The sequence below is a fragment of the Achromobacter sp. K91 genome (assembly GCF_003576205.1).
In the GTDB taxonomy this organism is placed as follows: domain Bacteria; phylum Pseudomonadota; class Gammaproteobacteria; order Burkholderiales; family Burkholderiaceae_B; genus Achromobacter; species Achromobacter aegrifaciens.
The window spans coordinates 1-24,711 of record NZ_QWFB01000024.1; the positions used below are offsets into that span (position 1 = coordinate 1).

The window sequence follows — 24,711 nt, forward strand, 5'->3', positions numbered from 1 at the left end:
CTCACCAAGCGCCTCAAGATGCAGGGCTTCATCATCTTCAACGAATACGCGCACCGCTACGGCGAATTCCGCGAGGCGATGGAAGGCTTGATCAAGCAAGGCCGCATCAAGTATCGCGAGGACGTGGTCGATGGACTGGAGAACGCGCCGCGCGGCCTGATCGGGCTGCTCAGGGGTGAAAACGCCGGCAAGCGCATTGTGCGCGTCGGCCCGGACGAAAGGAGCGCCACATGAACATCCTGATCGTGCTGACTTCCCACGACACGCTGGGCAACACCGGCCGCAAGACCGGATTCTGGCTGGAAGAATTCGCTGCGCCGTACTACGCCTTCGTCGACGCGGGCGCCAAGGTCACGCTGGCTTCGCCCGCAGGCGGCCAGCCGCCGCTGGACCCCAAGAGCGACGACCCCGACGCCCAGACCGACGACACGCGGCGCTTTCGCCAGGACAAGGACGCGCAGCGGCAACTGGCCGCCACCTTGCGGCTGGCGCAGGTGCAGGCGGCCGACTACGACGCCGTGTTCTACCCGGGCGGCCACGGCCCCTTGTGGGATCTGGCGGAAGATCCCAATTCGGTCTCGCTGATCGAGACCATGCTGGCGGCGGGCAAGCCCGTTGCGGCCGTATGCCATGCGCCCGGCGTGCTGCGCCACGCCAAGACGGCCGACGGCAAGCCGCTGGTGCAGGGCAGGCAGGTCACCGGCTTTTCCAATGCCGAAGAGGCGGCCGTGCAGTTGAGCGACGTGGTGCCTTTCCTGGTCGAGGACGAGCTGAAGCAGTTGGGCGGGCAGTACAGCAGCGGCCCGGACTGGCAGCCGCACGTGGTCGGCGATGGCTTGCTGGTCACGGGCCAGAATCCTGCATCTTCCGTCGGCGTGGCGCAGGCGCTGCTGGACAGGTTGAAGGATTGAGCGCTGGCGGGCCGGACCCGGTTCCCGCGGGATGCGGGGGCGGGTCCGGCTCTGCTTTGCCCTGGCGCGCGGCATCTGATCGGCAAGGATTGCTGCGCAATGTGTCAGAATCGCGACCTTTTGCTACAGCGCAAAGCGGCAAGAGCCCATTGCGCGCGATGACCGATGCCTCCAGACGTACCCGAATATCCCGCTGGCTCCTGCGTGGCGGCCTTGTTTGCCGCCATGCGGGCGCGCGACCCGGCCACCGGCCGCCATTCCGAAAGAGTTGTTGCGCTGAGCGTGGCGCTGGCCCGGGCCTGCGGCCTGCCGGAATCCGAACAGGAGGCGGTCGCGGTCGCTGCCCGCCTGCATGACATCGGCAAGATCGGCACGCCGGATCGTGTGCTGTATTCGCCGAAGCGGCTGGACAAGGACGATTGGGAAATCATGAAGGCGCACGCCGCAGTGGGCGCCGACATCATCATGCACAGCGACATTCCGCAACGCGAGCTGATCGCGCGGGCGGTGCGCCATCATCACGAACACTTCGACGGTTCGGGCTATCCCGCAGGACTGGCGGGCGAGGACATTCCGCTGCATTCGCGCATCATTTCGCTGGCAGATTCCTACGACGCCCTGGGCGATGCGCGTCCCTACCATCCTGCGCGCACGCATGCGGAGATCATGCGCATCCTGAACCAGGAAGCCGGCGCCAAATGCGACCCGGCCCTGTTGCGCACGTTCGAAGCGATGATCGCGAAGAGCCCCCTAAGGGTTCCGTAGCGCAGATCCCGTCAGCATCGCCGACGGGTCGGGCACTCCGGATGGGCGGTCACTTCAAGCGGTAATTCGCTGCCACCACCGCCAATTCCTGCAGCGTGCGCTGCTGCCACGCGGCATCATGCCCCAGCTCTTCGGCCAGGATGCGAGCCACTTCGGGCGCCGCCAGCATCGCGGCCTCGCTGTCCAGGAACAAGGCGCGGTTGCGCCGCGCCAGCACGTCCTCGGCGCTGCGCGCGAGTTCGTACCGTGCGGCGAAACGCACGTGCGCCTCCGACAAGCCGCTGCTCCTGACCAGCATGCGGTCCGCGCCGGGCAGCGCCTTCAGGGCCGGCAGGTCGCTGCCGTAGTAGCTGTCCGGCGTGCCGGCATGCTCCTGCGACGGCGCCAGGCCCGCCGCGCCATGCAGCGGCAGCGATTCCGTGCGGCAGGTGGCCTGCGTCAGCAGCTGGTGCTGGATGGCCGTGTCGACCACGTCCTGCGCCATGCGGCGGTAGGTGGTCCACTTGCCGCCGGTGACGGTCACCAGCCCGGCCTTGGACACCAGGATGGTGTGCTCGCGCGACAAGGACTTGGTGGAGGCTTCGCCCGTGGCCTTGACCAGCGGACGCAGCCCGGCCCAGACGCTGGTGACGTCGTCGCGCGTGGGCTTGCGGCTGAGATAGCGCGCCGCGGTGCTGAGGATGAAATCCACATCCTGCGCGCCCGCCTGCGGATCCAGCGGCAGATCGTCGCGCGGCGTATCGGTGGTGCCGACGATGGTGTGGCCGTTCCATGGCACCACGAACAGCACGCGGCCGTCGTCGGTCTTGGGGATCAGGATGGCGCGCTTGCCCGGCAGGAAATCCTGCGGCAAGGTCAGGTGCACACCCTGGCTGGGTGCCACCATGGTCTGCGCGTTCTTGTCTTCCATGCGCCGTACCGCGTCCACCCACACGCCGGTGGCATTGACCACGCAGCGCGCGCGCAACGTGAAGCTGGCGCCGCCGATCGCGTCCTGCACCGTTACGCCGTCGACCTTGCCGCCCGTCATGGTCAGGCCGGTGGCGCGCATGTAGTTCACCGCGGTGCCGCCCAGGTCGAACAGCGTGCGCATCAGGCTTACGGCCAGGCGGGCGTCGTCGAACTGGCCGTCGTAGTACAGCACGCCGCCCTTGAGATTCTTGCCCTGCACGTTCTCGGCCAGCGTCGGCGCATTGGCCAGCGTGTCGCGGCGCGACAGCCAGCGGCTGGGCGACAGGTTCAGCTTGCCGGCCAGCATGTCGTACATCTTCAGGCCGATGCCGTAGAAGGGCTGGTCGAACAGGTTGTAGGCTGGCACCACGAAGCCCAGCGGCCACACCAGGTGCGGCGCGTTGCGGTTGAGCAGGCCGCGTTCATGCAGCGCTTCGCGCACCAGGCTGACGTTGCCCTGCGCCAGATAGCGCACGCCGCCGTGCACCAGCTTGGTGGCCTTGCTGGACGTGCCCTTGGCGAAGTCCGCGCCTTCGATCAGCAGGGTGCGATAGCCGCGCGAAGCGGCATCGACCGCCGTGCCCAGGCCGGTGGCGCCGCCGCCGATGACGATCACGTCCCAGGAGTGCGTGTTGTCCAGCGTGTTCAGGAGGCGGTTGCGGTCGGGCGGGGCGACGGAGGCTAGGGGTTGGTTCATGGGATTCAAGGTGTTTGCTTCAAGGTATTCGGGGCGGCCGCCACGTCGCAGCGCACGCCGGCGTCCAGCAGGACTTGCGCCAGCGGCTCTTGCGGATGCGCGTCGGTGAAGAAGCGGTCGATTTGCGAGATGTGCGCCAGTTCCACCATGGCCTGGCGCTTGAATTTGCTGCTGTCGGCGGCGAGCCAGACTTCGCGAGACTGTTCGATGATGGTCCGCGCCACGCGCACTTCGCGGAAGTCGTAATCGCGCAGCGTGCCGTCGGCCTCGATGCCGGAGATGCCGATCAGGCCGATGTCGACCTTGAACTGGCGGATGAAGTCCATGGTGGCTTCGCCGACGATGCCGCGGTCGCGCGAACGCACCACGCCGCCGGCCACGATGACTTCGCAGTCCGGGTTGTCCGAGAGAATGTCGGCCACGTGCAGGTTGTTGGTGATGACGCGCAGGCCGCGATGGCGCAGCAGGGCGCGCGCAATGGCTTCGGTGGTGGTGCCGATGTTCAGGATCAGCGAACAGCCGTCGGGCACGGCGCGGGCCACGGCCTCGGCGATGCGCTGCTTGCCGGCGGCGTGCAGGCCCTGGCGCTTGCGGTAGGCGATGTTCTCGATGGTGGACGCTTCGATGCGCACGCCGCCATGGAAGCGCGACAGCAGGCCCGCTTCGGAAAGAATATTGACGTCGCGCCGCACGGTCTGCAGCGTGACGTCAAAGCGTTTGGCGAGTTCCTCGATCGAGGCCGAGCCTTGGGCCCGCACCATTTCGATCAGGGCGCTCTGTCTGGGATTCAGTGTCATGTTCGTATAGTAAAACAACAAAAGCGAAAAATAATGACGCGCCGCAAGATTGTTTTTTGTTCGCTTCTTGAGTAAAACGCACAATAAACGAAAGCTATCTGAAAGAGTATGCTCATCCTGTTGTTCGCTTGAATGCAGGCCGAGACCGCTGTACCGAATACCGAAGTCCGCCGTAAAAACAGGGACGTATAAGTAGGTAGAGGAGACCAGATGCAGCTGAACTTGGACAGGGTAGGTTTGCGGGCCGGCTCGCAGACGCTCCTGTATCCCATGAGCCTGGCCCCCGTCGAGGGCGCCATGACGGTATTGCTGGGGGCCACCCTGGCGGGCAAGACCTCGCTGATGCGCATCATGGCCGGGCTGGACCGGCCCACCGAGGGCCGCGTGCTGGTCGACGGCGCCGACGTGACCGGCGTGCCGGTGCGCCAGCGCAACGTCGCCATGGTCTACCAGCAGTTCATCAATTACCCGTCCATGTCGGTCTACGACAACATCGCTTCGCCGCTCAAGCTGCGCGGGGCGGCGGACATCAGCGAAAAAGTCCGCGCCATGGCGGCGCGGCTGCACATCGACCACCTGCTGGAGCGCTACCCCTCGGAGCTGTCCGGCGGGCAGCAGCAGCGAGTGGCGCTGGCCCGGGCGCTGGCCAAGGACGCGCCGCTGATCCTGCTGGACGAGCCCCTGGTCAACCTGGACTACAAGCTGCGCGAGGAACTGCGCGACGAACTTTCCGAATTGTTCGCCGAAGGGCGCTCCACGGTGGTCTATGCCACGACCGAGCCGGGCGAGGCCCTGTTGCTGGGTGGCCACACCGCGGTGCTGGATGCGGGCGAATTGCTGCAATACGGCCCCACGGCCGAGGTCTTCCATCGCCCCAATTCCATCCGCGTGGCCCGCGCCTTCAGCGACCCGCCCATGAATCTGTTTCCCGCGCGCCGTACGGGGTCGGGCTTCGTGCTGCAGGGAGACCTGGCGGTGGAGCGGGCGCTGCCGCAAGGCGCCGATGCGGAGATCACCGCCGGCCTGCGCGCCGGCGCTCTCGATGTCGAGCCGCGACCCGGCCACATCGCGCTGCCCGGGGTGGTGAAGCTGGCCGAGATCTCCGGATCCGACACCTTCGTGCATGCGCAGACGGCGGCGGGCGACGTGGTGGCGCAACTGCCCGGGGTCCACCGCTACACGCTGGACCACCGCGTACAGTTCTATTTCGACCCGGCGCAGACCTATGCCTTCGGCGCGGGCGGCGCGCTGCTGGCGGCGCCGCGGCAGCCGGCGGGCGCTGGGGAGACGGCCTGATGGCGCAGATCGAGCTGGACCTGTCCCATTCCTACGTGGCGGACCCCAAGACCGACGAGGACTACGCACTGCTGCCGCTTTCGTTCACCTTCAAGGACGGCGGGGCCTACGCCTTGCTGGGTCCGTCCGGCTGCGGCAAGACCACGCTGCTCAATTGCGTGTCGGGCCTGCTGCGGCCGTCGCACGGGCGCATCCTGTTCGATGGCCAGGACGTCACGGACAAGACGCCGCAGGCGCGCAACATCGCCCAGGTGTTCCAGTTTCCGGTGGTGTACGACACCATGACCGTGGCCGAGAACCTGGCGTTTCCGCTGCGCAACCGCGGCATGGCGCCCAAGCTCATCGGCGAGCGGGTCGGGCGCATCGCCGAGATGCTGGAGATGTCGCATGTGCTGGACCGGCGCGCCAGCGGCCTGACCGCCGACGCCAAGCAGAAGATCTCGCTGGGGCGCGGACTGGTGCGCAGCGACGTGTCGGCCATCCTGTTCGACGAGCCGCTGACCGTGATTGATCCGCAGCTCAAATGGGAGCTGCGCCGCAAGCTCAAGGAAATCCACCACGAGTTCAAGCTGACGCTGATCTACGTGACGCACGACCAGACCGAGGCGCTGACCTTTGCCGACGAGGTCATGGTGATGGCGCGCGGCAGGGCGGTGCAGGTCGGGACCGCGGATGACCTGTTCCAGCGGCCGGCACATACCTTCGTGGGCCATTTCATCGGCTCGCCGGGCATGAACTTCCTGCCGGCGCAATGGCGCGACGGCGGCCTGGAGGTGGGCAAGAGCCGCGTCGCCGGGGTGCCGGCGGAGATGGCGGCAAAGCTGGACGGCGCGGGCCCCGTGAAGCTGGGCGTGCGTCCGGAGTACTTGCGCATTACCGAGCCGGGCGCGCCCGGCGCCCTGGCCATGCGCGTGGAGCGGGTGCAGGACGTGGGCACCTACACGCTGCTGGTGGCGGACTTCGAAGGCACGCCGGTGCGCGCCCGGCTGGCCAGCAACATCGTCCCGGCCGCGGCTGGCGGCACGGTCTGGTTGTCGGCGCTGAATCCGCACACCTGCTTTTACCGCGACGAGGAGCTGATCCGATGAAACCCATAGATCACAGGGCCTGGTTCCTGGTCCTGCCCGTGGTGCTGTGCGTGGCGTTCTCGGCCATCCTGCCGCTGATGACCATCGTCAACTATTCGGTGCAGGACATCATCTCGCCCGAGCGCCGCGTCTTCGTCGGCACCGAGTGGTACGCCGCCGTGCTGCAGGATGAAGAACTGCATGGCGCGCTGTTCCGCCAGATCGGCTTTTCGCTGGCCGTGCTGGCCATCGAGATCCCGCTGGGCATCCTGCTGGCACTGTCCATGCCGGCCAGCGGCTGGCGCGCTTCCGCGGTGCTGGTCATCATCGCGCTGTCGCTGCTGATTCCCTGGAACGTGGTGGGCACCATCTGGCAGGTGTTCGGGCGCACCGACATCGGCCTGCTGGGCGCCACGCTGTCCTGGCTGGGCGTGGACTACAACTACACCGGCAACGACGTCGACGCCTGGGTCACGGTGCTGGTCATGGACGTGTGGCACTGGACGCCGCTGGTGGCGCTGCTGTGCTACGCGGGCTTGCGCGCGATACCCGACGCCTACTACCAGGCCGCCCGCATCGACGGCGCGTCGCGCCTGGCGGTGTTCCGCTACATCCAGCTGCCCAAGATGCGGGGCGTGCTCATGATCGCGGTGCTGCTGCGCTTCATGGACAGCTTCATGATCTACACCGAGCCGTTCGTGCTGACGGGCGGCGGGCCGGGCAACGCCACCACCTTCCTGTCGCAGTACCTGACGCAGAAGGCGGTGGGCCAGTTCGACCTGGGGCCGGCGGCCGCGTTCTCCATCATCTATTTCCTCATCATCCTGCTCTTGTGCTTCATCCTCTACAACTGGATGCAACGCGCCGGCACCACCGGCGGCTTTGACGAGGAGCGCTCAAATGCGTGAGAAAAATTCCCGCTGGCGCGGCGTCTTCCTGACCCTGTACCTGGTCTTCGCCATCCTGCCGCTGTATTGGATGCTGAACATGTCGTTCAAGACCAATACCGAAATCGTCAGCACCCTGACGCTGTGGCCGCGCGACTTCACCTTCGAGCACTACCGCACCATCTTCACCGACCCGGCCTGGTACTCGGGCTACATCAACTCGCTGATCTACGTGGTCATCAACACGGTGATCTCGCTGGCCGTGGCGCTGCCGGCCGCCTACGCCTTTTCGCGCTACCGCTTCATTGGCGACAAGCATGTGTTCTTCTGGCTGCTGACCAATCGCATGACGCCGCCCGCGGTGTTCCTGCTGCCGTTCTTCCAGCTCTATAGCTCCTTCGGCCTGATGGACACGCACCTGGCCGTGGCGCTTGCGCACCTGGTGTTCAACGTGCCGCTGGCGGTCTGGATCCTGGAGGGCTTCATGTCCGGCGTGCCGCGCGAGATCGACGAGACCGCCTATGTCGACGGTTATTCCTTCCCGCGCTTTTTCCTGACGATCTTCCTGCCGCTGATCAAATCGGGCGTGGGCGTGGCGGCGTTCTTCTGCTTCATGTTCAGCTGGGTGGAGCTGCTGCTGGCGCGCACGCTGACCTCGGTCAACGCCAAGCCCATCGTCGCCACCATGACCCGTACCGTATCGGCCTCCGGCATGGACTGGGGCGTGCTTGCTGCGGCGGGGGTGCTGACCATCGTGCCGGGCGGCATCGTCATCTGGTTCGTGCGGCATTACATCGCGAAGGGCTTCGCGATGGGCCGGGTGTAGAGGCAAGGAGGGCGCGCTCATGTTCAGCTGGATGGTATGGACCACTCCCGTCGCTGTGTTCTTTTCCTGCATCGTGCTGATGCTGGTAGGCATGACGGTATGGGAACTGAAATCGCCCACGGCCGAGCGCAAGGGCTTCCTGCCCCTGCGCACCACGCGCGGCGACCGCCTCTTCATCGGCCTGATGGCTGCGGCCTGGCTCAACCTGGCGTTCCTGGGGTTCGGCCAGAAGGCAGCGGAATGGTTTTCGCTGGACGAGCCGCCATCGGTGTGGATCAGCTTCATCGCGTCCATGCTGCTGCTGGCTTTCGTCATGAGGAAAGGTTGAAGAGGGGCGCCAGACCCCTCGCGTATTCAAGCGGTTGGTAAGGACTATCGGCCAGCGTCTTCCCCGGCCAGCGGTCCGCAGCAAACGATGGGGAAGACTTATCGAGGAGACAGGTCATGAAATTGCGCATGCACGCCATGGCAGCCGCCATCGCACTGATCGGGACGTCGGCGGCCTGGGCTGGCGAACCGGAAGCGAAGAAGTGGGTCGATTCGGAGTTCCAGCCTTCATCGCTGTCCAAGGACCAGCAAATGGCCGAGATGAAGTGGTTCATCGAGGCCGCCGCCAAGCTCAAGGCTAAGGGAGTGAATGAAATCAGCGTGGTGTCCGAAACCATCACCACGCACGAATACGAGTCCAAGACGCTGGCCAAGGCTTTTTCCGAGATCACCGGCATCAAGGTCAACCACGACCTGATCCAGGAAGGCGACGTGGTCGAGAAGCTGCAGACCTCGATGCAGTCGGGCAAGTCCATCTACGACGGCTGGATCTCCGATTCCGACCTGATCGGAACGCACTACCGCTACGGCGCCATCCTGCCGCTGTCCGACTACATGGCGGGCGCGGGCAAGGAGTGGACCAACCCCAACCTGGACCTGAAGGACTTCATCGGCACCAAGTTCACCACCGCTCCGGACGGCAAGCTCTATCAGCTGCCCGACCAGCAGTTCGCCAACGTCTACTGGTTCCGGGCCGACTGGTTTGCGCGCCAGGACCTGAAGGACAAGTTCAAGGCCAAGTATGGCTACGAGCTGGGGGTGCCCACCAACTGGTCCGCCTATGAGGACATCGCCGACTTCTTCTCCAACGACGTAAAGGAACTGGACGGCAAGAAGGTCTATGGCCACATGGACTACGGCAAGAAGGACCCGTCGCTGGGCTGGCGCTTCACCGACGCTTGGCTCTCCATGGCCGGCGCCGCGGACAAGGGCCTGCCCAACGGCATGCCGGTGGACGAGTGGGGCATCCGCGTGGCGGACGACAAGTGCACCCCGGTCGGCGCGTCGGTCGCGCGCGGCGGCGCCACCAACAGTCCGGCTGCGGTCTATGCCCTGACCAAGTACGTGGACTGGATGAAGAAGTACGCGCCCCAGCAGGCCATGGGCATGACCTTCTCGGAATCCGGCCCGGTGCCGGCCCAGGGCCAGATCGCCCAGCAGATCTTCTGGTACACGGCGTTCACCGCCGACATGACCAAGAAGGGCCTGCCGGTGGTCAACGACGACGGCACGCCGAAGTGGCGCATGGCCCCGTCGCCCTACGGCCCGTACTGGAAGGACGGCATGCAGAACGGCTACCAGGACGTGGGCTCGTGGACCTTCTTCAAGTCCACCAACCCCGACAAGATGGCCGCGGCCTGGCTGTATGCGCAGTTCGTCACGTCCAAGTCGGTGTCGCTGAAGAAGTCCATCACCGGCCTGACCTTCATCCGCGACAGCGACATCAACAGCGAGTTCTTCACCAAGAACGCGGCGAACTACGGCGGCCTGATCGAGTTCTACCGCAGCCCGGCGCGCGTGGCGTGGACGCCCACCGGCAACAACGTGCCTGACTATCCCAAGCTGGCGCAGCTGTGGTGGAAGAACGTCGCCACCGCGGTCACGGGCGAAAAGACTCCGCAGGCCGCCATGGACAACCTGGCCAATGAAATGGATCAGGTCATGGCGCGTCTGGAGCGCGCCGGCATGGCGCAGTGCGCGCCCAAGCTCAACCCCAAGAGCGACCCCAAAAAGTGGCTGTCGGACCAGCACGCGCCGTGGAAGAAGCTGGCCAACGAAAAGCCCAAGGGCGAGACGATCGCCTATGAGAAGCTGCTGGATGCGTGGAAGCAGGGCAAGGTGAGGTAAGCCGGCCGAACGCTGCGCACGGCCTGGACCCGGCATCGCGCCGGGTCCTTTTTTTGCCCGTCAGTGTATGACGCGCGCCGCCTTGCGCGCGCGCTTGACTTCATACATGCGGGCATCGGCCAGGCGTACCGCCGCTTCAGCGTCCAGGCCGCGCGGATCCAGCGCCACCACGCCGACGCTGGCGCCTTCGTACGGGACGGTCGCCTCGCCGAGCTGGTAGCGGCCCACGGTGGCGGCGGTGGCGCGCTCTTCCAGGGAGCGGGCGGCTTCTTCGGCGTCGCCGCGCGGCGCGTGCACGCCATGGGGGCCGTCACCCGCCACCAAAGCAGGGCCGGGGCCGATCAGCACGAATTCGTCGCCGCCTATGCGGCCGAGCATGTCAGAGCCGCGCAGGGCCGCGGAGATCCGGCGCGATACCTCCTGCAGGAACACGTCGCCTTGCTGGTGGCCGTAGACGTCGTTGATGCCCTTGAAACCGTCCAGGTCGATCACGCCGACCAGCACGCTGCCGCCTTCGCGGATGGCGCGCGCCTGCAAGCGGTCGAGCGCCTCGTAAAGCGCGCGGCGGTTGGGCAGGCCGGTCAGGGTGTCGGTCAGCGCATATGACATGAGCTGGACGTTGGCCGCGTGCAGCTGCTCCATCAGCATTTCGCGTTCCAGGAAGCGGGCGATCACGCTGGAGAACAGTTTCAGCACCGATTCGGCCTGCGGTTCGATCTGGTGTCGCGTGGCGCTGGCGGCGCACAGGGTGCCGAACAGCACGCCGTCATCGGTGCGCACCGGGGCGCTCAGATAGGTTTGTATGCCCAGTTGCCGGGCCGCGTCGGAATCCGGCCAGCAGCTGGAGACATCGCTGGTGCACATGCGGCCTTCGTCCAGCGCGCGTTTGCACAGGGTGTCGTCCCAGGGCACGGACAGGCCTTCGGGGATTTGCAGTGTGCCGGCGTTGCGCGCGTAGCGGATGCTCTGGAGATCCGCCTTCAGGTCGATGGACGTGAGATAGGTGGATTCCAGTCCGGTCACCGCGCCCAGCATGTCCAGCAGCGGTCGCGTCAGCTGTTCGACCGACTTGGCCTCGGGCAGGGTGGTCGACAGTTCTGCAAGTATTGGATCCAGCACGGCGTCTCCAGGAAGCATGGGCATACGGGTGGGCATATGAACCTGCGGCCCGACGCTCCGTGAGGAGCGCGGGCCGCGCATGTCCGCCATTATGCACGCTGTGCCGCGGGTTGCATGTAACCCGCTCGCGGGACTACGCTGGACGTTCTACACGCGGCGGCCGGGCTCGATGCGTAGCGGCCGCCAGGGAGGCAGGCATGCATCACGCGAGCGAACTGCGCGGCCGGGTGGCCGTGGTGACAGGCGCATCTTCCGGCATAGGCCGGGCCATCGCGATCGGGCTGGCGGCCGCTGGCGCGCAGGTGGTGGTGAATCATCGCGCGGGCGGCGATTCTCAGGGGCGGGCCGCCGCCGTCGCCGAAGCGATCCAGCGGCAGGGCGGTTCGGCCGTCACCGCGGCCGCCGACATCAGCAAGGAGCCCGAGGTGGAGCACCTGTTTGCGCAGGCGCTGCAGCATTACGGGCGCCTGGACATCCTGGTCAACAACGCGGGCATAGAGCATCCCGCGCCGATTGCGGACATGACGCTGGCCGACTGGCAGCGCGTCATCGACGTGAACCTGACGGGGCAGTTCCTGTGCGCGCGCGCCGCTGCGCAGCAGTTCCAGTCACAGCCGGTCGACCCGGCGCGGCAGGGATGGGCGGCGGGCAACATCCTCTTCATCAGTTCCGTGCACGAGGTCATACCCTGGGCCTTCCAGGTGAATTACGCGGCGTCCAAGGGCGGCGTATCGATGCTGATGAAATCCCTGGCGCAGGAGCTGGCGCCGGCCCGGATACGCGTCAATTCGATTGCGCCGGGCGCCATACGCACGGCTATCAACCAGCCGGCCTGGGATACGCCGGAAAGCCTGGCCAGGCTGTTGCAGCTGATTCCCTACGGCCGCATCGGCGAACCCGAAGACGTGGCGCGGGCCGCCGTCTGGCTCGCCAGCGACGCCTCGGATTACGTCACCGGCACGACCTTGTTCGTCGACGGCGGCATGACGCTGTATCCCGAATTCCGGGGCGCGGGCTAGGCCATGTCCAAGCCCCTGGAAGACTATGGCTTGATCGGCAACATGCTGTCGGCTGCGCTGGTGGCGCGCGACGGCTCCATCGACTGGCTGTGCCTGCCGCACTTCGATTCCCCCGCCTGCTTCGCGGCGTTGCTGGGCGATGAACGGCACGGGCGCTGGCGCATCGCGCCGCACGCGCAGCGCTGCACGGTGTCGCGCCGTTATGTGCCGGATACCGCGGTGCTGGAAACGCGCTACGAAACCGGCTCGGGCACGGCGCTGCTGTACGACTTCATGCCCTTGAGCGACGACGACGAGCGCGCCGACGTGGTGCGCATCGTGCGCGGCGAATCCGGACACGTGCAGATGGACATGGAGATGGCGCTGCGCTTCAACTATGGGCAGGCCGTTCCCTGGGTGCGCCGGCGCGACTATGGCCTGAGCGCCATCGCGGGCCCCGACGCGGTCGAACTGCACACGCCGGTGGACCTGGCGGGGCACGAACTCACCACCACGGCGCGCTTCACCGTGCATCCGGGCCGGGTGGTGCCGTTTACGCTGTCCTACCACCGTTCGCACCGCACGCCGCACTTCGTGCCGGATCGCGTGGAAAGCATGGACCGCACCATTTCCTGGTGGCAGGAATGGGCCAAGCGCTGTCGCTGGGAGGGCAGCGAAGAAGGGCGCGAGGCCGTGGTGCGCTCGCTGATTACCTTGAAGCTGCTGACCTTCCAGCCCACCGGCGGCATCATTGCCGCGCCTACCACCTCGCTGCCGGAGGCCCTGGGCGGCAGCCGCAACTGGGACTACCGGCATTGCTGGCTGCGCGATTCGGCGCTGACCCTCTACGCCTTGCTCAATGCCGGCTACCGCGAGGAGGCCGAGGCCTGGCGCCAATGGCTGTTGCGCGCGGTGGCCGGGCATCCCGATCAGTTGCAGATCATGTACGGCATCGCGGGCGAACGCTGGCTGCCCGAACTGGAAATCCCCTGGCTGCCGGGCTATGAGGGCAGCCTGCCGGTGCGCCGGGGCAACGGCGCCGCCGGCCAGAGCCAGCTGGACGTCTATGGCGAACTCATCGAAACCCTGTATGCGGCGCGCGCCGCGGATCTGGCGCCGCTGGCCGAGGCCTGGCGCCTGCAGAACGTGCTGCTGGAGCCATTGAAGCGCCGTTGGCAGGACCTGGACCACGGCATCTGGGAAGTTCGCGGCGAGCGCCGCGCCTTCACCCATTCGCGCCTGATGTGCTGGGTGGCCTTCGACCGCGCGGTGCAATCCTGTGATCGCTTCGGCCTGCGCGGGCCGCGCGATGAATGGCAGCGGCTTGCCGACCGCATCCGGGCGGACATCTGCAAGCACGGCTACAACCAGGCGCGCGGCAGCTTCGTGCAGAGCTATGGATCTGATGAGCTGGATGCCAGCCTGCTGCTCATCCCCCAGGTGGGTTTCCTGCCCGCGGACGATCCGCGGGTGGCGGGGACGGTGCGCGCCATCGAGCGCGAACTGCTGCGCGATGGCTTGCTGCTGCGCTACTCCAATCAGCATGCCAGCGACGGCCTGCCGGGCGACGAAGGCGTGTTCCTGGCCTGCAGCTTCTGGCTGGCCGACGCCTACGTCATGCAGGGGCGCATCGATGACGCCGAACGCCTGTTCGAGCGGCTGCTGGCGCTGCGCAACGACCTGGGCCTGCTGGCCGAGGAATACGACGTAGGCCGGCGCCGCCTGGTGGGCAATTTCCCGCAGGGGTTCTCGCACATCGGGCTGGTCAATACCGCCTACAACCTGAGCCGGGCGAGCGGCCCGGCGCGTCAGCGCAGCGAGCAGGACGCGCCGCGGGAATAGGCCGCGCGGCGGCGTCCAGCGCCTGCCGGCGCGGTGTATTCTGGCGATCTGACGGCCGCCCCAAGTCGGGCGCCGAACCGCAGAACAGAGCAGGCCGCGCATCGGCCGCCACCGCATCCAGGAGAGACAAGCATGCTTTTGACCGACGAACAGCTCAGCGTCCAGGAAATGGCGCGCCGCTTCGCGCAGGAGCGCCTGGCGCCCAACTCGGAACGCTGGGACCGCGACCATCACTATCCCGCCGACGCCATCGCCGAAATGGCGCAACTGGGCTTTTTCGGCATGCTGGTGCCCGAAGCCTGGGACGGCAATGACAGCGGCTATATCTCGTATGCGGTCGCGCTGGAGGAAATCGCGGCCGGCAATGGCGCCTGCTCCACCATCATGAGCGTGCACAATTCGGTGGCCTGCATGCCCATCCTGAAGTTCGGTACCGACGCGCAGAAAGAACAGTTCCTGCGTCCGCTGGCAACGGGCGAGCATATCGGCGCCTTCGCGCTGACCGAGCCGCAGGCGGGGTCGGACGCCAGCAGCCTGCACACCCGGGCGCGCCGCGATGGCGACGACTACATCCTGAATGGCGCCAAGCAGTTCATCACGTCGGGGCGCAGCGGCCAGGTGGTGATCGTATTCGCCGTGACCGACCCGGATGCCGGCAAGCGCGGCATCTCGGCCTTCATCGTGCCCACCGATACCCCGGGCTACAAGGTGTTGCGGGTGGAAGACAAGCTCGGCCAGCATGCGTCCGACACCTGCCAGATCGCGTTCGAGGACATGCGCATTCCGGCGGCTTACCGGCTGGGCGCTGAGGGCGAAGGCTACAAGATCGCCCTGTCCAACCTGGAGGGCGGGCGCATCGGCATCGCGTCCCAGTCGGTGGGCATGGCGCGCGCGGCCTACGAGTGCGCGCGCGACTATGCGCGCGACCGGCAGGCCTTCGGCAAACCCATCATGGAGCATCAGGCGGTCGCGTTCCGGCTGGCCGACATGGCCACGCAGATCCATGCGGCGCGCCAGATGGTGCTGCACGCGGCAGCCTTGCGCGAGGCCGGCAGGCCGGCGCTGACGGAAGCGTCCATGGCCAAGCTGTTCGCCTCCGAGATGGCCGAGAAGGTCTGCTCCGCCGCCATCCAGACCCTGGGCGGCTACGGCTATCTGAAGGACTTTCCGGTGGAACGCATCTATCGCGACGTGCGCGTCTGCCAGATCTATGAAGGCACCAGCGACATCCAGCGCCTGGTGATCGCCCGGGCCCTGTGAACGAAACGCTAGGCCGGCAGGCGCCGGCCGCGCCGCGCCCATAGCGTGTAGACGACGATGTTGCCCGCGATCAGCAAGGCCGCCAGTACGATCTGCGTGCCGCGGGTGATGCCTTCGGGGTAGATCAGCGCCAGTATGTAGTGTTCGATGAAGCCGCCGCCATAGCCTTGCTGGCCGGCCTGCTGGCGCAGCGAAATCTCCAGCGGCGTCAGCGGGCAGATCCAGCCCATGCCTATCACCAGCGCGCCCCAGGCCAGCGCGGGCAGGTGCAGGTAGGCGATCCAGCGCTTCCACAACGCCAGCAGGCCGCCCAATACGACGAAGGCAACGAAGAGGCCGTGCACGATGAGCACCAGGTCGGCGAGCAGTCGATAGCTCATGGCCGTGTCCGCCTCAGGGCTTGAGGTCCCGCAGCAGCTTGGCCAGTTCAGGCGCGGTCATCAGCGACACGCCTTGCGACTTGGCGTATTGCAGGGCGTTGTCCGAGACCTCGCCCAGCGCAATGTAGATGGCTTCGCGCGCGCCGCGCTTCTCGCGCGCCGCCTGCAGTTCGCGCAAGGGTTCGACGCCGACGCGGGCGGCCTTCCAGCGCTTGGCGCTGACCATGGCGACATGGCCGTCCTTGCTCAGCGCGAAATCGGCGCCGGGCAATTGCAGGCGCTGCACTTCACAGCCGTCGCGGCGAAAGCCCGCTTCGACGGTTTTGGAAAATTCCGCCCAGGACATGCCGGCGGCGGCTTCGGCCACGGCCTGCACCCGCGCGCCCGAGGGCGCGCGCAATTGCTTGTAGGCCGCCATGATGGCGATGACCGCGAACGGCACCGCGGCGAACACGCCCATCGCGGCGTACTCCAGCGGCAGCGCGGCAAAGCCGGCGGCCGACAGCAGCACGGCCACGCCGGCGCTCATCCACCAGGGCGAGCGCAGCAGCACCGCAAAAATGGAGTTCTGGGACATCTTGAGTTTCATGGCGGCTCGCGGTGATGCGTGGTGTGGAGGGCTTCAGGCGTCTGCGTCGCCGGCGTCGGGGCCGCGCACGACGATGCGCACGTCGCCGCAGGTCACGATCTGGCCGGCGCGGATCTTGGCCGTCTTGCGGCTTTCGACCACGCCGCCCACGCTGACGTGGCCTTCGGCCACCAGCATCTTGCCCGCGCCGCCGCTGTCGCACACGCCGGTGGCCTTGAGCAGCTGGTTCACTTCAATATAGGGGCTGCCTTCGGCCAGCGTGAATTCGATGAAGGGCATAGCGAGAGTCTGGTAGAGGTGGGGGCGGGGCGCTCAGGCTTGGCCGCCGCCGTTGGCGCCGTCCTGGGCAGGGGCGGGGGGCTCCTGCGCGGCGGGACGGTTGTTGCTGGTTTCGGCGCGAGCCATCCAGGCGATCAGGGACGAACGCATGGCTTCCTCGACCGACATCTGGATGGGCTGGACCCATTCCTGCGGCACGAACACGGTATAGCCGCCGATCATGTAGCCCATCGGCAGGTATACGGCCACGCGCTCGCCCTGGGTGAACCCTTCGGGCAAGCCTTCCATGTTGCGGCGGGTGACCAGGCCGACCAGTTCCAGCTGCTGGCCCGGCACTCGCAGGATCACGACCTGCTGGGCGGTGTTCTTGGAACTGGGCGAAAAATAGTCCGCGAAGCTCTTCAGCGACGAATAGATGCTCTTGACCACCGGCAGGTTGGTGAACGGCATTTCCAGCAGCACCAGCACGCGCTGCACGCGTTCCTTGGACACCAGGTAGCCGATGGCCAGGATGCCGAGGATGCCCAGCGCCAGGCCCATGCCCGGCACATAGAACCCGCCGATGAAGGGGCGCAGGAAGGTCAGCGCCACGGCTTCGGTCCACGCCAGGAAGATATAGAGCAGGTAGATCGTCAGGGCCAGCGGCAGGACGGTAATCAGGCCGCGGAAGAAGTATTTATAGAGGCGAGTCATAGACATAGGCAAATAAATTAGGGTCGGATTACGCGGCAAAGGCACGCGCCGAAGGGCCGCCAGCATAGCAGCCGGCGCGGGCCCGACCGGTAACAATCGGCGTGCGATCAGCGGAAGCGGCGCGCGCCTAGCGGTCCACGGGCAGGTACAGGGTCTCCTTGATCTCCTCCATGACCACGTAGCTGCGCGATTCGGCGGACGCGGGCAGGCGCTTGAGGATTTCGCCGAGGAGACGGCGGTATTCGTTCATTTCGGTCAGGCGGGCCTTGACCAGGTAGTCGAAGTCGCCGGACACCAGATGGCATTCCATGACTTCGGGCACGTACAGCAGCTCTTTCTTGACCTTGTCGAACACGTCGCCGGATTTGGCCGACAGCTTGATCTCCAGGAAGACGAGCAGGTTCTTGCCCAGCGCCGCCGGATTGACGCGCGCATGGTAACCCGTGATGACGCCTTCGCGCTCCATGCGCTTGACGCGGTCGGAGCAGGGGGTGGCGGACAGGCTGATCCGGTCGGCCAGTTCGGTCACGGAAATACGGCCTTCCCGCTGCAGGATATCCAGGATTTTCAGGTCGATACGGTCTAGCTCGCGCATTTCACTTTTGGCGATCGAAAAACAGGAGGTGGCCGGGAAAAAGCACTGGCAAAGCAAAATCTTCAGTGCTTTTCACTGCTGAGAGGCCCATAGACTACCGAAATTCCTGAACAAAACCAATCACCGGAAAGAATCATGCACGTCATCGTCCTCGGCAGCGGCGTCATCGGCACCACCACCGCCTACTATCTGGCCCGTCAAGGCGCCAAAGTCACGGTGCTGGACCGCCAGCCTTCGGCGGCGCAAGAGACCAGCTACGCCAACGCCGGACAGGTTTCGCCGGGCTATTCCACGCCGTGGGCCGCGCCCGGCATTCCGCTGAAGGCCATCAAGTGGCTGTTCCAGAAACACGCTCCGCTGGCCATACGCCTGGACGGCAGCCTGTTCCAGCTGAAATGGATGGCGTCCATGCTGGCCAACTGTTCTGCCGAACGATACTCGGTGAACAAGGAGCGCATGCTGCGCCTGTCCGAGTACAGCCGCGATTGCCTGCGCGAACTGCGCCAGTCCACCGGCATCCACTACGAAGAACGCACCCGCGGCACCTTGCAGCTGTTCCGCACCGAGGCCCAGCTGGAAGCCGCGCGCCGCGACATCGCGGTGCTGGAAGAAGTGGGCGTACCCTACGAACTGCTGGACCGCAACCGCCTGGTGACGGCCGAGCCCGCCCTGGCGCGCTCGCTGCACAAGCTGAGCGGCGGCCTGCGCCTGCCCAACGACGAAACCGGCGACTGCCAACTGTTCACGACGCGTCTGGCCGAAATGGCCAAGGGCCTGGGCGTGGAATTCCGTTACGGCCAGACGGTGTCGGGCCTGAACACGGCCGGCGGCCAGATCACCGGCGTGCGCGTGGGCAATGAAGTCCTGACCGCCGATCGCTATGTCGCCGCCTTCGGCAGCTACACGCGCGACTTCCTCAAGCCGCTGGATCTGGACCTGCCGGTGTATCCGCTCAAGGGCTACTCGCTGACCATCCCCATGGCGGACGAATCGGCCGCGCCGGTTTCTACCATCCTGGACGAAACCTACAAGATCGCCGTCACGCGTTTCGACCAGCGCATCCGCGTGGGCGGCATGGCCGAGATCGCGGGCTTCGACCTGCGCCTGAAGGAGGCCCGCCGCAAGACGCTGGAACTGGTCGTCAACGACCTGTTCCCGGGCAGCGGCCACGTGGCCCAGGCCGAGTTCTGGACCGGCCTGCGTCCCATGACGCCGGACGGCACGCCGGTGGTCGGCGCGACCCGCTACGGCAACCTGTACCTGAACACCGGCCACGGCACGCTGGGCTGGACCATGGCCTGCGGCTCGGGCAAGCTGGTGGCCGACCTGGTCATGGGCCAGCGTCCCGCCATCCGCACCGACGGCCTGGGCCTGTCGCGCTATGACCGCAAGGCGGCGTCCAGCCAGTCGCTGGTGCTGGACGGCAAGAGCGCCTGATTCCGCTTGCGGCAAGCCGGCGGCGATTCTTCCGGATATCGCCGCCGGGACTGCGCATGGGCCATCTACAATGGCCCGCATGATCCATTTCCTGCACACCGCCGACTGGCAGATCGGCCGACAATACGGCCAGTTTGAAACCGACGATGCCGCCATGCTGGCCGAGGCCCGCTTCGACGTCGTCGCCCGCATCGCTGCGCTGGCCGCGGAGCGCGGCGTGGACGCCGTGCTGGTGGCGGGCGATGTGTTCGACACGCAGGGCGTGTCGGACCGCACGATACGCCGCCTGTTCGCGGCCATGGCCGCTTACACCGGCCCCTGGGTCATGATCGCCGGCAACCACGACGCCGCGCTGGCCGACAGCGTCTGGAGCCGGGCGATGCAGTTGGGCTGCATCCCTTCCAACGTGCATGTTCCGCTGCGCACCGGCGTGGTCGATCTGGCGGCGATCAATCTCGCCGTGCTGGCCGCGCCCCTGACGCAACGCCATACCTACGACGACGTGACCCAGGCCTTCGACGCGCTGGAAACCGAAGCCGGCCGCATCCGCGTGGGCCTGGCGCACGGCAGCGTGGCGGGCCGCCTGCCGGACACCATCGATGCCACCAATCCCATCGCCCCGGACCGCGCGGTTCGCGCGCGGCTGGACTATCTGGCGCTGGGCGACTGGCACGGCTGTCTGTCCATCGACGAGCGCACCTGGTACGCCGGCACGCCGGAGCAGGACCGCTTCCGCGGCAACGAACCGGGGTACGCGCTGCATGTGCGCATCGAGGCGCCGGGCGCCACGCCCGCCGTCGAGCGGCTGGCTACGGGCAAGTACCGCTGGTCGGCCTGGTCGGAAACGCTGAGCCTGCCCTCGGACGCGCAGGCGCTGGCCGCGCGCATGGCCGAGCTGCGCGCCGAGGATGTGCTGCGGCTGGACCTGCAAGGGCACGTCAACATGGAAACCTGGGAAGCGCTGCAACGCGCCGTGGACCAGGCCGCGGCGCAGGTGCGTGCGCTGCTGCCGGACCTGTCCGGCCTCATGCTGGAACCGGACGAAGCCGACCTGGCCGAACTGCGCGCCAGCGGCTACGTGGGCGAAGTTGCGGCGCAATTGCAGGCATTGCAAGCCGACCCGGAACAATCTGCGGTTGCGGGCGAGGCATTGCGGCTGCTGCTGCGGTTCCAGCGCGAAAGCGCCGCGCCGGGAGCCGCCAAATGAAGCTCTCGCGCATCGCCCTGGAAGAATTCCGCAAGTTCCGCCAGCCCATGGCGCTGGAAGGGCTGCAGGACGGCCTGAACCTGTTCGTGGGCCCGAACGAAGCCGGCAAGAGCACCGTGGCCGCGGCCATCCGTTCCGCCTTTCTTGAACGCTACAGCACCAGCAAGGTCGCTGACCTGGCGCCGCACGGCGAGTCCGGCGCGCGACCCAGCGTGGAACTGGAATTCACGCATGCCGGACACAGCTATGTGCTGAAGAAGCAATTCCTGTCGCGCGCCCGCTGCGAACTGTTGATCGATGGCGGCGCGCAACGGCTGGACGGCGAAGAGGCCGAGAACGCGCTGGCCGCATTGCTGGGCTTTGAACTGCCGGGACGCGGCCAGAGCAAGCCGGACCTGGCGGGCATACCGGGCCTGTTGTGGATCCAGCAGGGCGACGGCCAGAATCTGCAGGAAGCGGCCGGCCATGCGGGCGCGCATCTGCGTGAGGCCTTGACGCAGCTGTCCGGCGAGCTGGCTTCGGGCGATGGCGACCGCCTGTACGAGCGCGTGGCCGCCGAACGCGGCGCGCTGCTGGACGCACGCAATGGCCGCCCCAAGGGCGTCTACAAGGAAGCCGAAGATGCGCTGACGCGCGCCGCGGCCGAACGCGACGAGTGCGCGCAGGCCATGGCGCAGCTGAACGCCGACGTGGACCGCCTGGCCGAATTGCGCCGCGACCACGAGCGCGCCCAGGCCGGCGAGCCCTGGAAGGACTTCGAAGCCAAGGCGGCCGAGGCGCGTGCGCGCCTGGCGGCCCTGGCCAAGGAGCGCGAAGCCTTCGAAGGGCTGCGCCGCGAACAGGCGCAAGCCGCGCAAACGCTGGCGCTGTTGCAGGACCAGGTCCGGCGCGACCAGCAGGACGAGGCCGAACTCCAGTCGCTGGCCAGCGAGGCCCGCGCCGCGCGCGCCCGGGTCGAGGCCGCGCGCGAACCGCTGGCGCGCGCCCAACAGCAGCGCCAGGCGCATGCGGCCGCGGTGGACGCGGCGCGCCAGCGCGTTACTTCGGTGCAGGCCGTGGCCGACCGGCGCGACCTGGAGCATCAACTGCTCCAGCTGGGCGTGGAGATCGAACGCCTGGACGGCGCATTGAAGGAAGTCACCGCATTGATCGAGCAGGGCTCCGCGCTCAAGGCCGAGACCATGCGGATCGAAATCGCCGACGCCGACATCGAAGCCCTGCGCAAAAGCGAACGGGAACTGGCCAACCTGCAATTGCAGCAGCAGGCCAGCGCCACGCGCCTGTCCTATCAGCTGGAAGCGGGCGGCCGGGCGCTGCTGGACGGCCGGATGCTGAGCGGCGCGGACGAGGTCCTGCTGACGGCGGCCGCCGAACTGGAGCTGCCGGGCGTGGGGCGCTTGCGCATCGAGCCGGGCGGCAAGGACTTGCCCGCGCTCAAGCGCGAAATCGACGCGGCTCGGGCGGCCAGCGCGGCCTTGCTGCAACGCCTGGACGTCGAGAGCCTGGCGCAGGCCGAGCAACGCTACGCCCGCCATGGCGCCTTGCTGCGCGAGCTGGACGGCATGCGCAAGACGCTGGGCATCCATGCGCCCAAGGGCGTGGACGTTCTGCGTGGCCAGCGCGACGACGCGTTGGCGCGTCGCGTGCAATTGCAGGAACGTTTGGACAAGCTGCCAGCTGCGCCGCAGGCGGACGGCGGCGGCGATCTGCCCGGGGCGCTCCAGGCCCTGCGCGAGGCCGAGGCGGTTTCGGCGCAGGCCGAGACCGCGCTGGCCGCCGCACAGCGCACCATGGACACCGACGGCGCGCGCGCCCAATTGCTGGAAAACCAGGCGGCGGCGCGCAGCGCCGAGCTCCAATCGCCCGAGCGCGCGACGCAGCGGCAGGCCCGCGCAGGCAGGCTCGCCGAGGTCCGCAGCAGCCACGACGAACTGGAGCGCCGCGTGCGCGAGGCGCAGGCGGCATTGGCTGGCCACCGTCCCGAGCTGGTCGAACAGGATGTGCAGCGCTACGAGAAGTCCGCCGCGATCGAGCGCGAGGCGCAGCACAAGCGCCACGGCGAAATCCTGCAGTTGCAAGGCAAGCTGGACCAGGCGGGCGCCCAAGGGCTGGGCGAACGCCTGTCTGAAGCAGAGGCCGCCTGCGAACGCCTGGAACGGCGGCGCGACGACTTCGCCCGCCGCGCCGCTGCGCTGGAACTCCTGCAAAAGCTGCTGGCAGACAAGCGCGCGGCGGCGACGCAACGCCTGCAAGCGCCGCTGGCGCGCCGGCTGAACCACTACCTGGCACTGCTGTTTCCGGAAGCCGACCTGCGACTGGACGATGCCTTGCTGCCCGCCGCGCTGCGCCGCGCGGGCGGCGAGGACCAGCTGTCCGCGCTCAGCTTCGGCACGCGCGAACAACTGGGCATCCTGGCCCGCTTCGCCTATGCCGATCTGCTGCGCGAAGCAGGGCGGCCGACGCTGCTGCTGCTCGACGACGCGCTGGTCCACACGGACGACGCGCGGCGCGACTTCATGAAGCGCGCGCTGTTCGACGCGGCCACGCGGCATCAGATCCTCATGTTCACCTGCCATGGCGAAGCGTGGCGCGACATGGGCGTGGAGCAGCGGCGCATCGCTTGACCGCGCCGCGCGCAGCCGGTAGGCTACGCCCCATGCCTGACCACACGCTCCTCGCCGATTCCGCATCCGCTGCCCGCGCAGCGGATACGCGTGCGCGTGTGCTGTCCCGGCGCTCCGCAGTTTCCCCCGGTTTTTCTCCTGTCGTGTCCACGGTGGTATCGCCGCCGGTCGCGCCGCCTTGCGGCGTGGTCTCGGGTGCTTACCCGCCTAGCGCGGTCGTCGTCGGCTGACGCCGTCCGCAACGCGACTCCAGCCTTTTTTCAAAAAGCTTCGTCAGACGTCCTGATGCATATTGCATCCGTCTAGCGCATGCTTATGCCCGCTTGCGCGGGCGGGGCTGGAGCCTGTTCATACCCCGACAGGTAGAAACCTCATGTCTTTCGATAGATCTGCGTGGACCTCCTATGGCTCCACTTCCTTGTTCGTGCTGCTGTGGAGCGGCGGCGCGATTTTCGCCAAGTGGGGGCTGTCCCACGCCTCCGCCTTCGGCTTCCTGCTGTTGCGCTTCATCCTGGCGCTGGCCGCGCTGATGCTGTTGTGCGCGTGGCGGCGGCGCTGGCTGCCAGAGCCGGGCACGCGTCTGACGGTCGCGGCCACTGGCCTGCTGCTCATCGGCGGCTACTCCATCTGCTACCTGCTGGCGCTGGACCACGGCATCACGCCGGGCGTGCTGGCCACGCTGCTGGGCGCGCAGCCCATTCTGACGTTGGCGGTGATGGAAAGGCGTTACTCATTGCCGCGCGTGGCGGGCCTCGGCCTTGCCTTGTGCGGGCTGGTGATGGTGGTCTACCAGAGCATAGGCATGGCGCGTTTTTCCGCGGCCGGCATGGCCTACGCGCTGGCCGCGCTGCTTTGCATGACCAGCGGCGCGATGCTGCAGAAACGCGTGCGCCAGGCGCCCATGGACGTCATGCCGTTGCAGTACTTCGTCAGTCTGGCGTTGTGCCTGCTGTTCGTGCCATTCCAACCGATCCGCGTGGAGTGGGTGATCGGTTTCATCCTGCCGCTGATCTGGATGGGCCTGGTGATCTCGGTGGGCGCGACCCTGCTGTTCTACCGCATGATCCAGGCTGGCAACCTGGTCAATGTCACCAGCCTGTTCTATCTGGTGCCGGCCGGCACGGCAGCCCTGGATTACCTCATCCTGGGCAACCGGTTGTCGGCGTTGAGTCTGGGCGGGATGGCGGCGATCCTGCTGGGCCTGATGCTGGTGTTGCGCAGTCCGGCGCCAGCGGCGAAAGCGGTGCAGACCTGACCGTTGCCAGTTGAGGCATGACCCCGCGAGCGGATTTGAGTGCGCCCGCGGGGCAACTCAT

At 67.0% G+C, this 24,711-nt stretch carries 23 protein-coding genes and 1 pseudogene; 16 read left to right on the plus strand and 8 right to left on the minus strand.

Translation table 11 applies throughout. The annotated features are described in order from the left end of the window. From DXK93_RS06200 to DXK93_RS06210, 3 genes and pseudogenes are all read left to right on the plus strand, one after another. A pseudogene (locus DXK93_RS06200) lies at window positions 1-234 on the plus strand (NADP-dependent oxidoreductase); the annotation flags it as partial. Beyond that, entirely contained in the window at window positions 231-911 is a 681-nt protein-coding gene (locus tag DXK93_RS06205; RefSeq protein WP_119449637.1) for a type 1 glutamine amidotransferase domain-containing protein, read from the plus strand. The pseudogene DXK93_RS06200 and the gene DXK93_RS06205, both read left to right, overlap by 4 nt. A gap of 165 nt (window positions 912-1,076) precedes the next feature. Beyond that, a complete protein-coding gene (locus DXK93_RS06210; protein WP_054453873.1) occupies window positions 1,077-1,676 on the plus strand; it encodes an HD-GYP domain-containing protein in 600 nt (199 codons plus the stop codon). 49 nt (window positions 1,677-1,725) lie between these two features. Here the strand turns inward: DXK93_RS06210 and DXK93_RS06215 are convergent, their stop codons facing one another. Together DXK93_RS06215 and DXK93_RS06220 are read right to left on the minus strand one after the other, a co-directional pair. Beyond that, entirely contained in the window at window positions 1,726-3,324 is a 1,599-nt protein-coding gene (locus DXK93_RS06215) for a glycerol-3-phosphate dehydrogenase/oxidase (RefSeq protein WP_119449638.1), read from the minus strand. Window positions 3,325-3,329: 5 nt separating this feature from the next. After that, a complete protein-coding gene (locus DXK93_RS06220) occupies window positions 3,330-4,121 on the minus strand; it encodes a DeoR/GlpR family DNA-binding transcription regulator (protein WP_013394120.1) in 792 nt (263 codons plus the stop codon). Window positions 4,122-4,331: 210 nt separating this feature from the next. On the opposite strand from DXK93_RS06220, the gene DXK93_RS06225 reads away from it, so the two are divergent. The 6 genes from DXK93_RS06225 to DXK93_RS06250 all read left to right on the plus strand — a co-directional run bounded on the left by DXK93_RS06225 (window position 4,332) and on the right by DXK93_RS06250 (window position 10,372). Next, window positions 4,332-5,417, plus strand: coding sequence for an ABC transporter ATP-binding protein (locus DXK93_RS06225; RefSeq protein WP_119449639.1), 1,086 nt, complete (start codon window positions 4,332-4,334; stop codon window positions 5,415-5,417). After that, the gene (locus tag DXK93_RS06230; protein ID WP_054453877.1) at window positions 5,417-6,505 is read left to right on the plus strand and encodes an ABC transporter ATP-binding protein; all 1,089 of its coding nucleotides are present in this window, start codon (window positions 5,417-5,419) and stop codon (window positions 6,503-6,505) included. The genes DXK93_RS06225 and DXK93_RS06230 overlap by 1 nt, the downstream gene beginning before the upstream one ends. Beyond that, on the plus strand, window positions 6,502-7,392 hold the full coding sequence (locus DXK93_RS06235) for a carbohydrate ABC transporter permease (protein ID WP_054453879.1): 891 nt from the start codon (window positions 6,502-6,504) through the stop codon (window positions 7,390-7,392). The genes DXK93_RS06230 and DXK93_RS06235 overlap by 4 nt, the downstream gene beginning before the upstream one ends. Next, complete coding sequence (locus DXK93_RS06240; RefSeq protein ID WP_054453881.1) at window positions 7,385-8,197, plus strand: carbohydrate ABC transporter permease; 813 nt, start codon at window positions 7,385-7,387, stop codon at window positions 8,195-8,197. The genes DXK93_RS06235 and DXK93_RS06240 overlap by 8 nt, the downstream gene beginning before the upstream one ends. Window positions 8,198-8,216: 19 nt before the next feature. After that, complete coding sequence (locus DXK93_RS06245; RefSeq protein ID WP_054453883.1) at window positions 8,217-8,525, plus strand: DUF2160 domain-containing protein; 309 nt, start codon at window positions 8,217-8,219, stop codon at window positions 8,523-8,525. 116 nt (window positions 8,526-8,641) lie between these two features. Then, a complete protein-coding gene (locus DXK93_RS06250) occupies window positions 8,642-10,372 on the plus strand; it encodes an ABC transporter substrate-binding protein (protein ID WP_119449640.1) in 1,731 nt (576 codons plus the stop codon). A gap of 60 nt (window positions 10,373-10,432) precedes the next feature. On the opposite strand, the gene DXK93_RS06255 is transcribed toward DXK93_RS06250, so the two are convergent. Beyond that, window positions 10,433-11,527 carry a sensor domain-containing diguanylate cyclase gene (locus tag DXK93_RS06255; RefSeq protein ID WP_082400964.1) on the minus strand — a complete coding sequence of 365 codons (1,095 nt, stop codon included), beginning with the start codon at window positions 11,525-11,527 and terminating at the stop codon, window positions 10,433-10,435. A gap of 161 nt (window positions 11,528-11,688) precedes the next feature. On the opposite strand from DXK93_RS06255, the gene DXK93_RS06260 reads away from it, so the two are divergent. The 3 genes from DXK93_RS06260 (at window position 11,689) to DXK93_RS06270 (ending at window position 15,591) form a co-directional block, all read left to right on the plus strand. Then, a complete protein-coding gene (locus DXK93_RS06260) occupies window positions 11,689-12,510 on the plus strand; it encodes a glucose 1-dehydrogenase (RefSeq protein ID WP_054453889.1) in 822 nt (273 codons plus the stop codon). 3 nt (window positions 12,511-12,513) lie between these two features. Further along, the gene (locus tag DXK93_RS06265; protein ID WP_054453891.1) at window positions 12,514-14,331 is read left to right on the plus strand and encodes a glycoside hydrolase family 15 protein; all 1,818 of its coding nucleotides are present in this window, start codon (window positions 12,514-12,516) and stop codon (window positions 14,329-14,331) included. A 132-nt stretch (window positions 14,332-14,463) separates the two neighbouring features. Beyond that, complete coding sequence (locus DXK93_RS06270) at window positions 14,464-15,591, plus strand: acyl-CoA dehydrogenase family protein (RefSeq protein WP_119449641.1); 1,128 nt, start codon at window positions 14,464-14,466, stop codon at window positions 15,589-15,591. Window positions 15,592-15,599: 8 nt separating this feature from the next. Here DXK93_RS06270 and DXK93_RS06275 read toward each other — a convergent pair whose 3' ends face one another. From DXK93_RS06275 to DXK93_RS06295, 5 genes are all read right to left on the minus strand, one after another. Continuing rightward, complete coding sequence (locus tag DXK93_RS06275; protein ID WP_119449642.1) at window positions 15,600-15,971, minus strand: DUF2784 domain-containing protein; 372 nt, start codon at window positions 15,969-15,971, stop codon at window positions 15,600-15,602. Window positions 15,972-15,984: 13 nt separating this feature from the next. Next, window positions 15,985-16,560 (minus strand): restriction endonuclease, encoded by a 576-nt coding sequence (locus tag DXK93_RS06280; protein ID WP_054453899.1) that lies wholly within the window; start codon window positions 16,558-16,560, stop codon window positions 15,985-15,987. A gap of 33 nt (window positions 16,561-16,593) precedes the next feature. Beyond that, window positions 16,594-16,839, minus strand: a complete 246-nt coding sequence (locus DXK93_RS06285; protein ID WP_119449643.1) for an RNA-binding S4 domain-containing protein — start codon at window positions 16,837-16,839, stop codon at window positions 16,594-16,596. A gap of 33 nt (window positions 16,840-16,872) precedes the next feature. Beyond that, window positions 16,873-17,532: a DUF502 domain-containing protein gene (locus DXK93_RS06290; RefSeq protein WP_119449644.1), complete on the minus strand. Its 660-nt coding sequence runs from the start codon at window positions 17,530-17,532 to the stop codon at window positions 16,873-16,875. A 127-nt stretch (window positions 17,533-17,659) separates the two neighbouring features. Continuing rightward, the gene (locus tag DXK93_RS06295; RefSeq protein ID WP_013394098.1) at window positions 17,660-18,127 is read right to left on the minus strand and encodes a winged helix-turn-helix transcriptional regulator; all 468 of its coding nucleotides are present in this window, start codon (window positions 18,125-18,127) and stop codon (window positions 17,660-17,662) included. Window positions 18,128-18,262: 135 nt separating this feature from the next. On the opposite strand from DXK93_RS06295, the gene DXK93_RS06300 reads away from it, so the two are divergent. The 4 genes from DXK93_RS06300 to DXK93_RS06315 all read left to right on the plus strand — a co-directional run bounded on the left by DXK93_RS06300 (window position 18,263) and on the right by DXK93_RS06315 (window position 24,650). After that, complete coding sequence (locus DXK93_RS06300; protein WP_054453905.1) at window positions 18,263-19,564, plus strand: D-amino acid dehydrogenase; 1,302 nt, start codon at window positions 18,263-18,265, stop codon at window positions 19,562-19,564. Window positions 19,565-19,643: 79 nt separating this feature from the next. Continuing rightward, a complete protein-coding gene (locus DXK93_RS06305) occupies window positions 19,644-20,771 on the plus strand; it encodes a DNA repair exonuclease (RefSeq protein WP_119449677.1) in 1,128 nt (375 codons plus the stop codon). Further along, window positions 20,768-23,395 (plus strand): AAA family ATPase, encoded by a 2,628-nt coding sequence (locus DXK93_RS06310; RefSeq protein WP_119449645.1) that lies wholly within the window; start codon window positions 20,768-20,770, stop codon window positions 23,393-23,395. Before DXK93_RS06305 ends, DXK93_RS06310 begins: the two co-directional genes overlap by 4 nt. A 373-nt stretch (window positions 23,396-23,768) precedes the next feature. Next, entirely contained in the window at window positions 23,769-24,650 is an 882-nt protein-coding gene (locus DXK93_RS06315; protein WP_119449646.1) for a DMT family transporter, read from the plus strand. Window positions 24,651-24,711 lie beyond the last annotated feature (61 nt).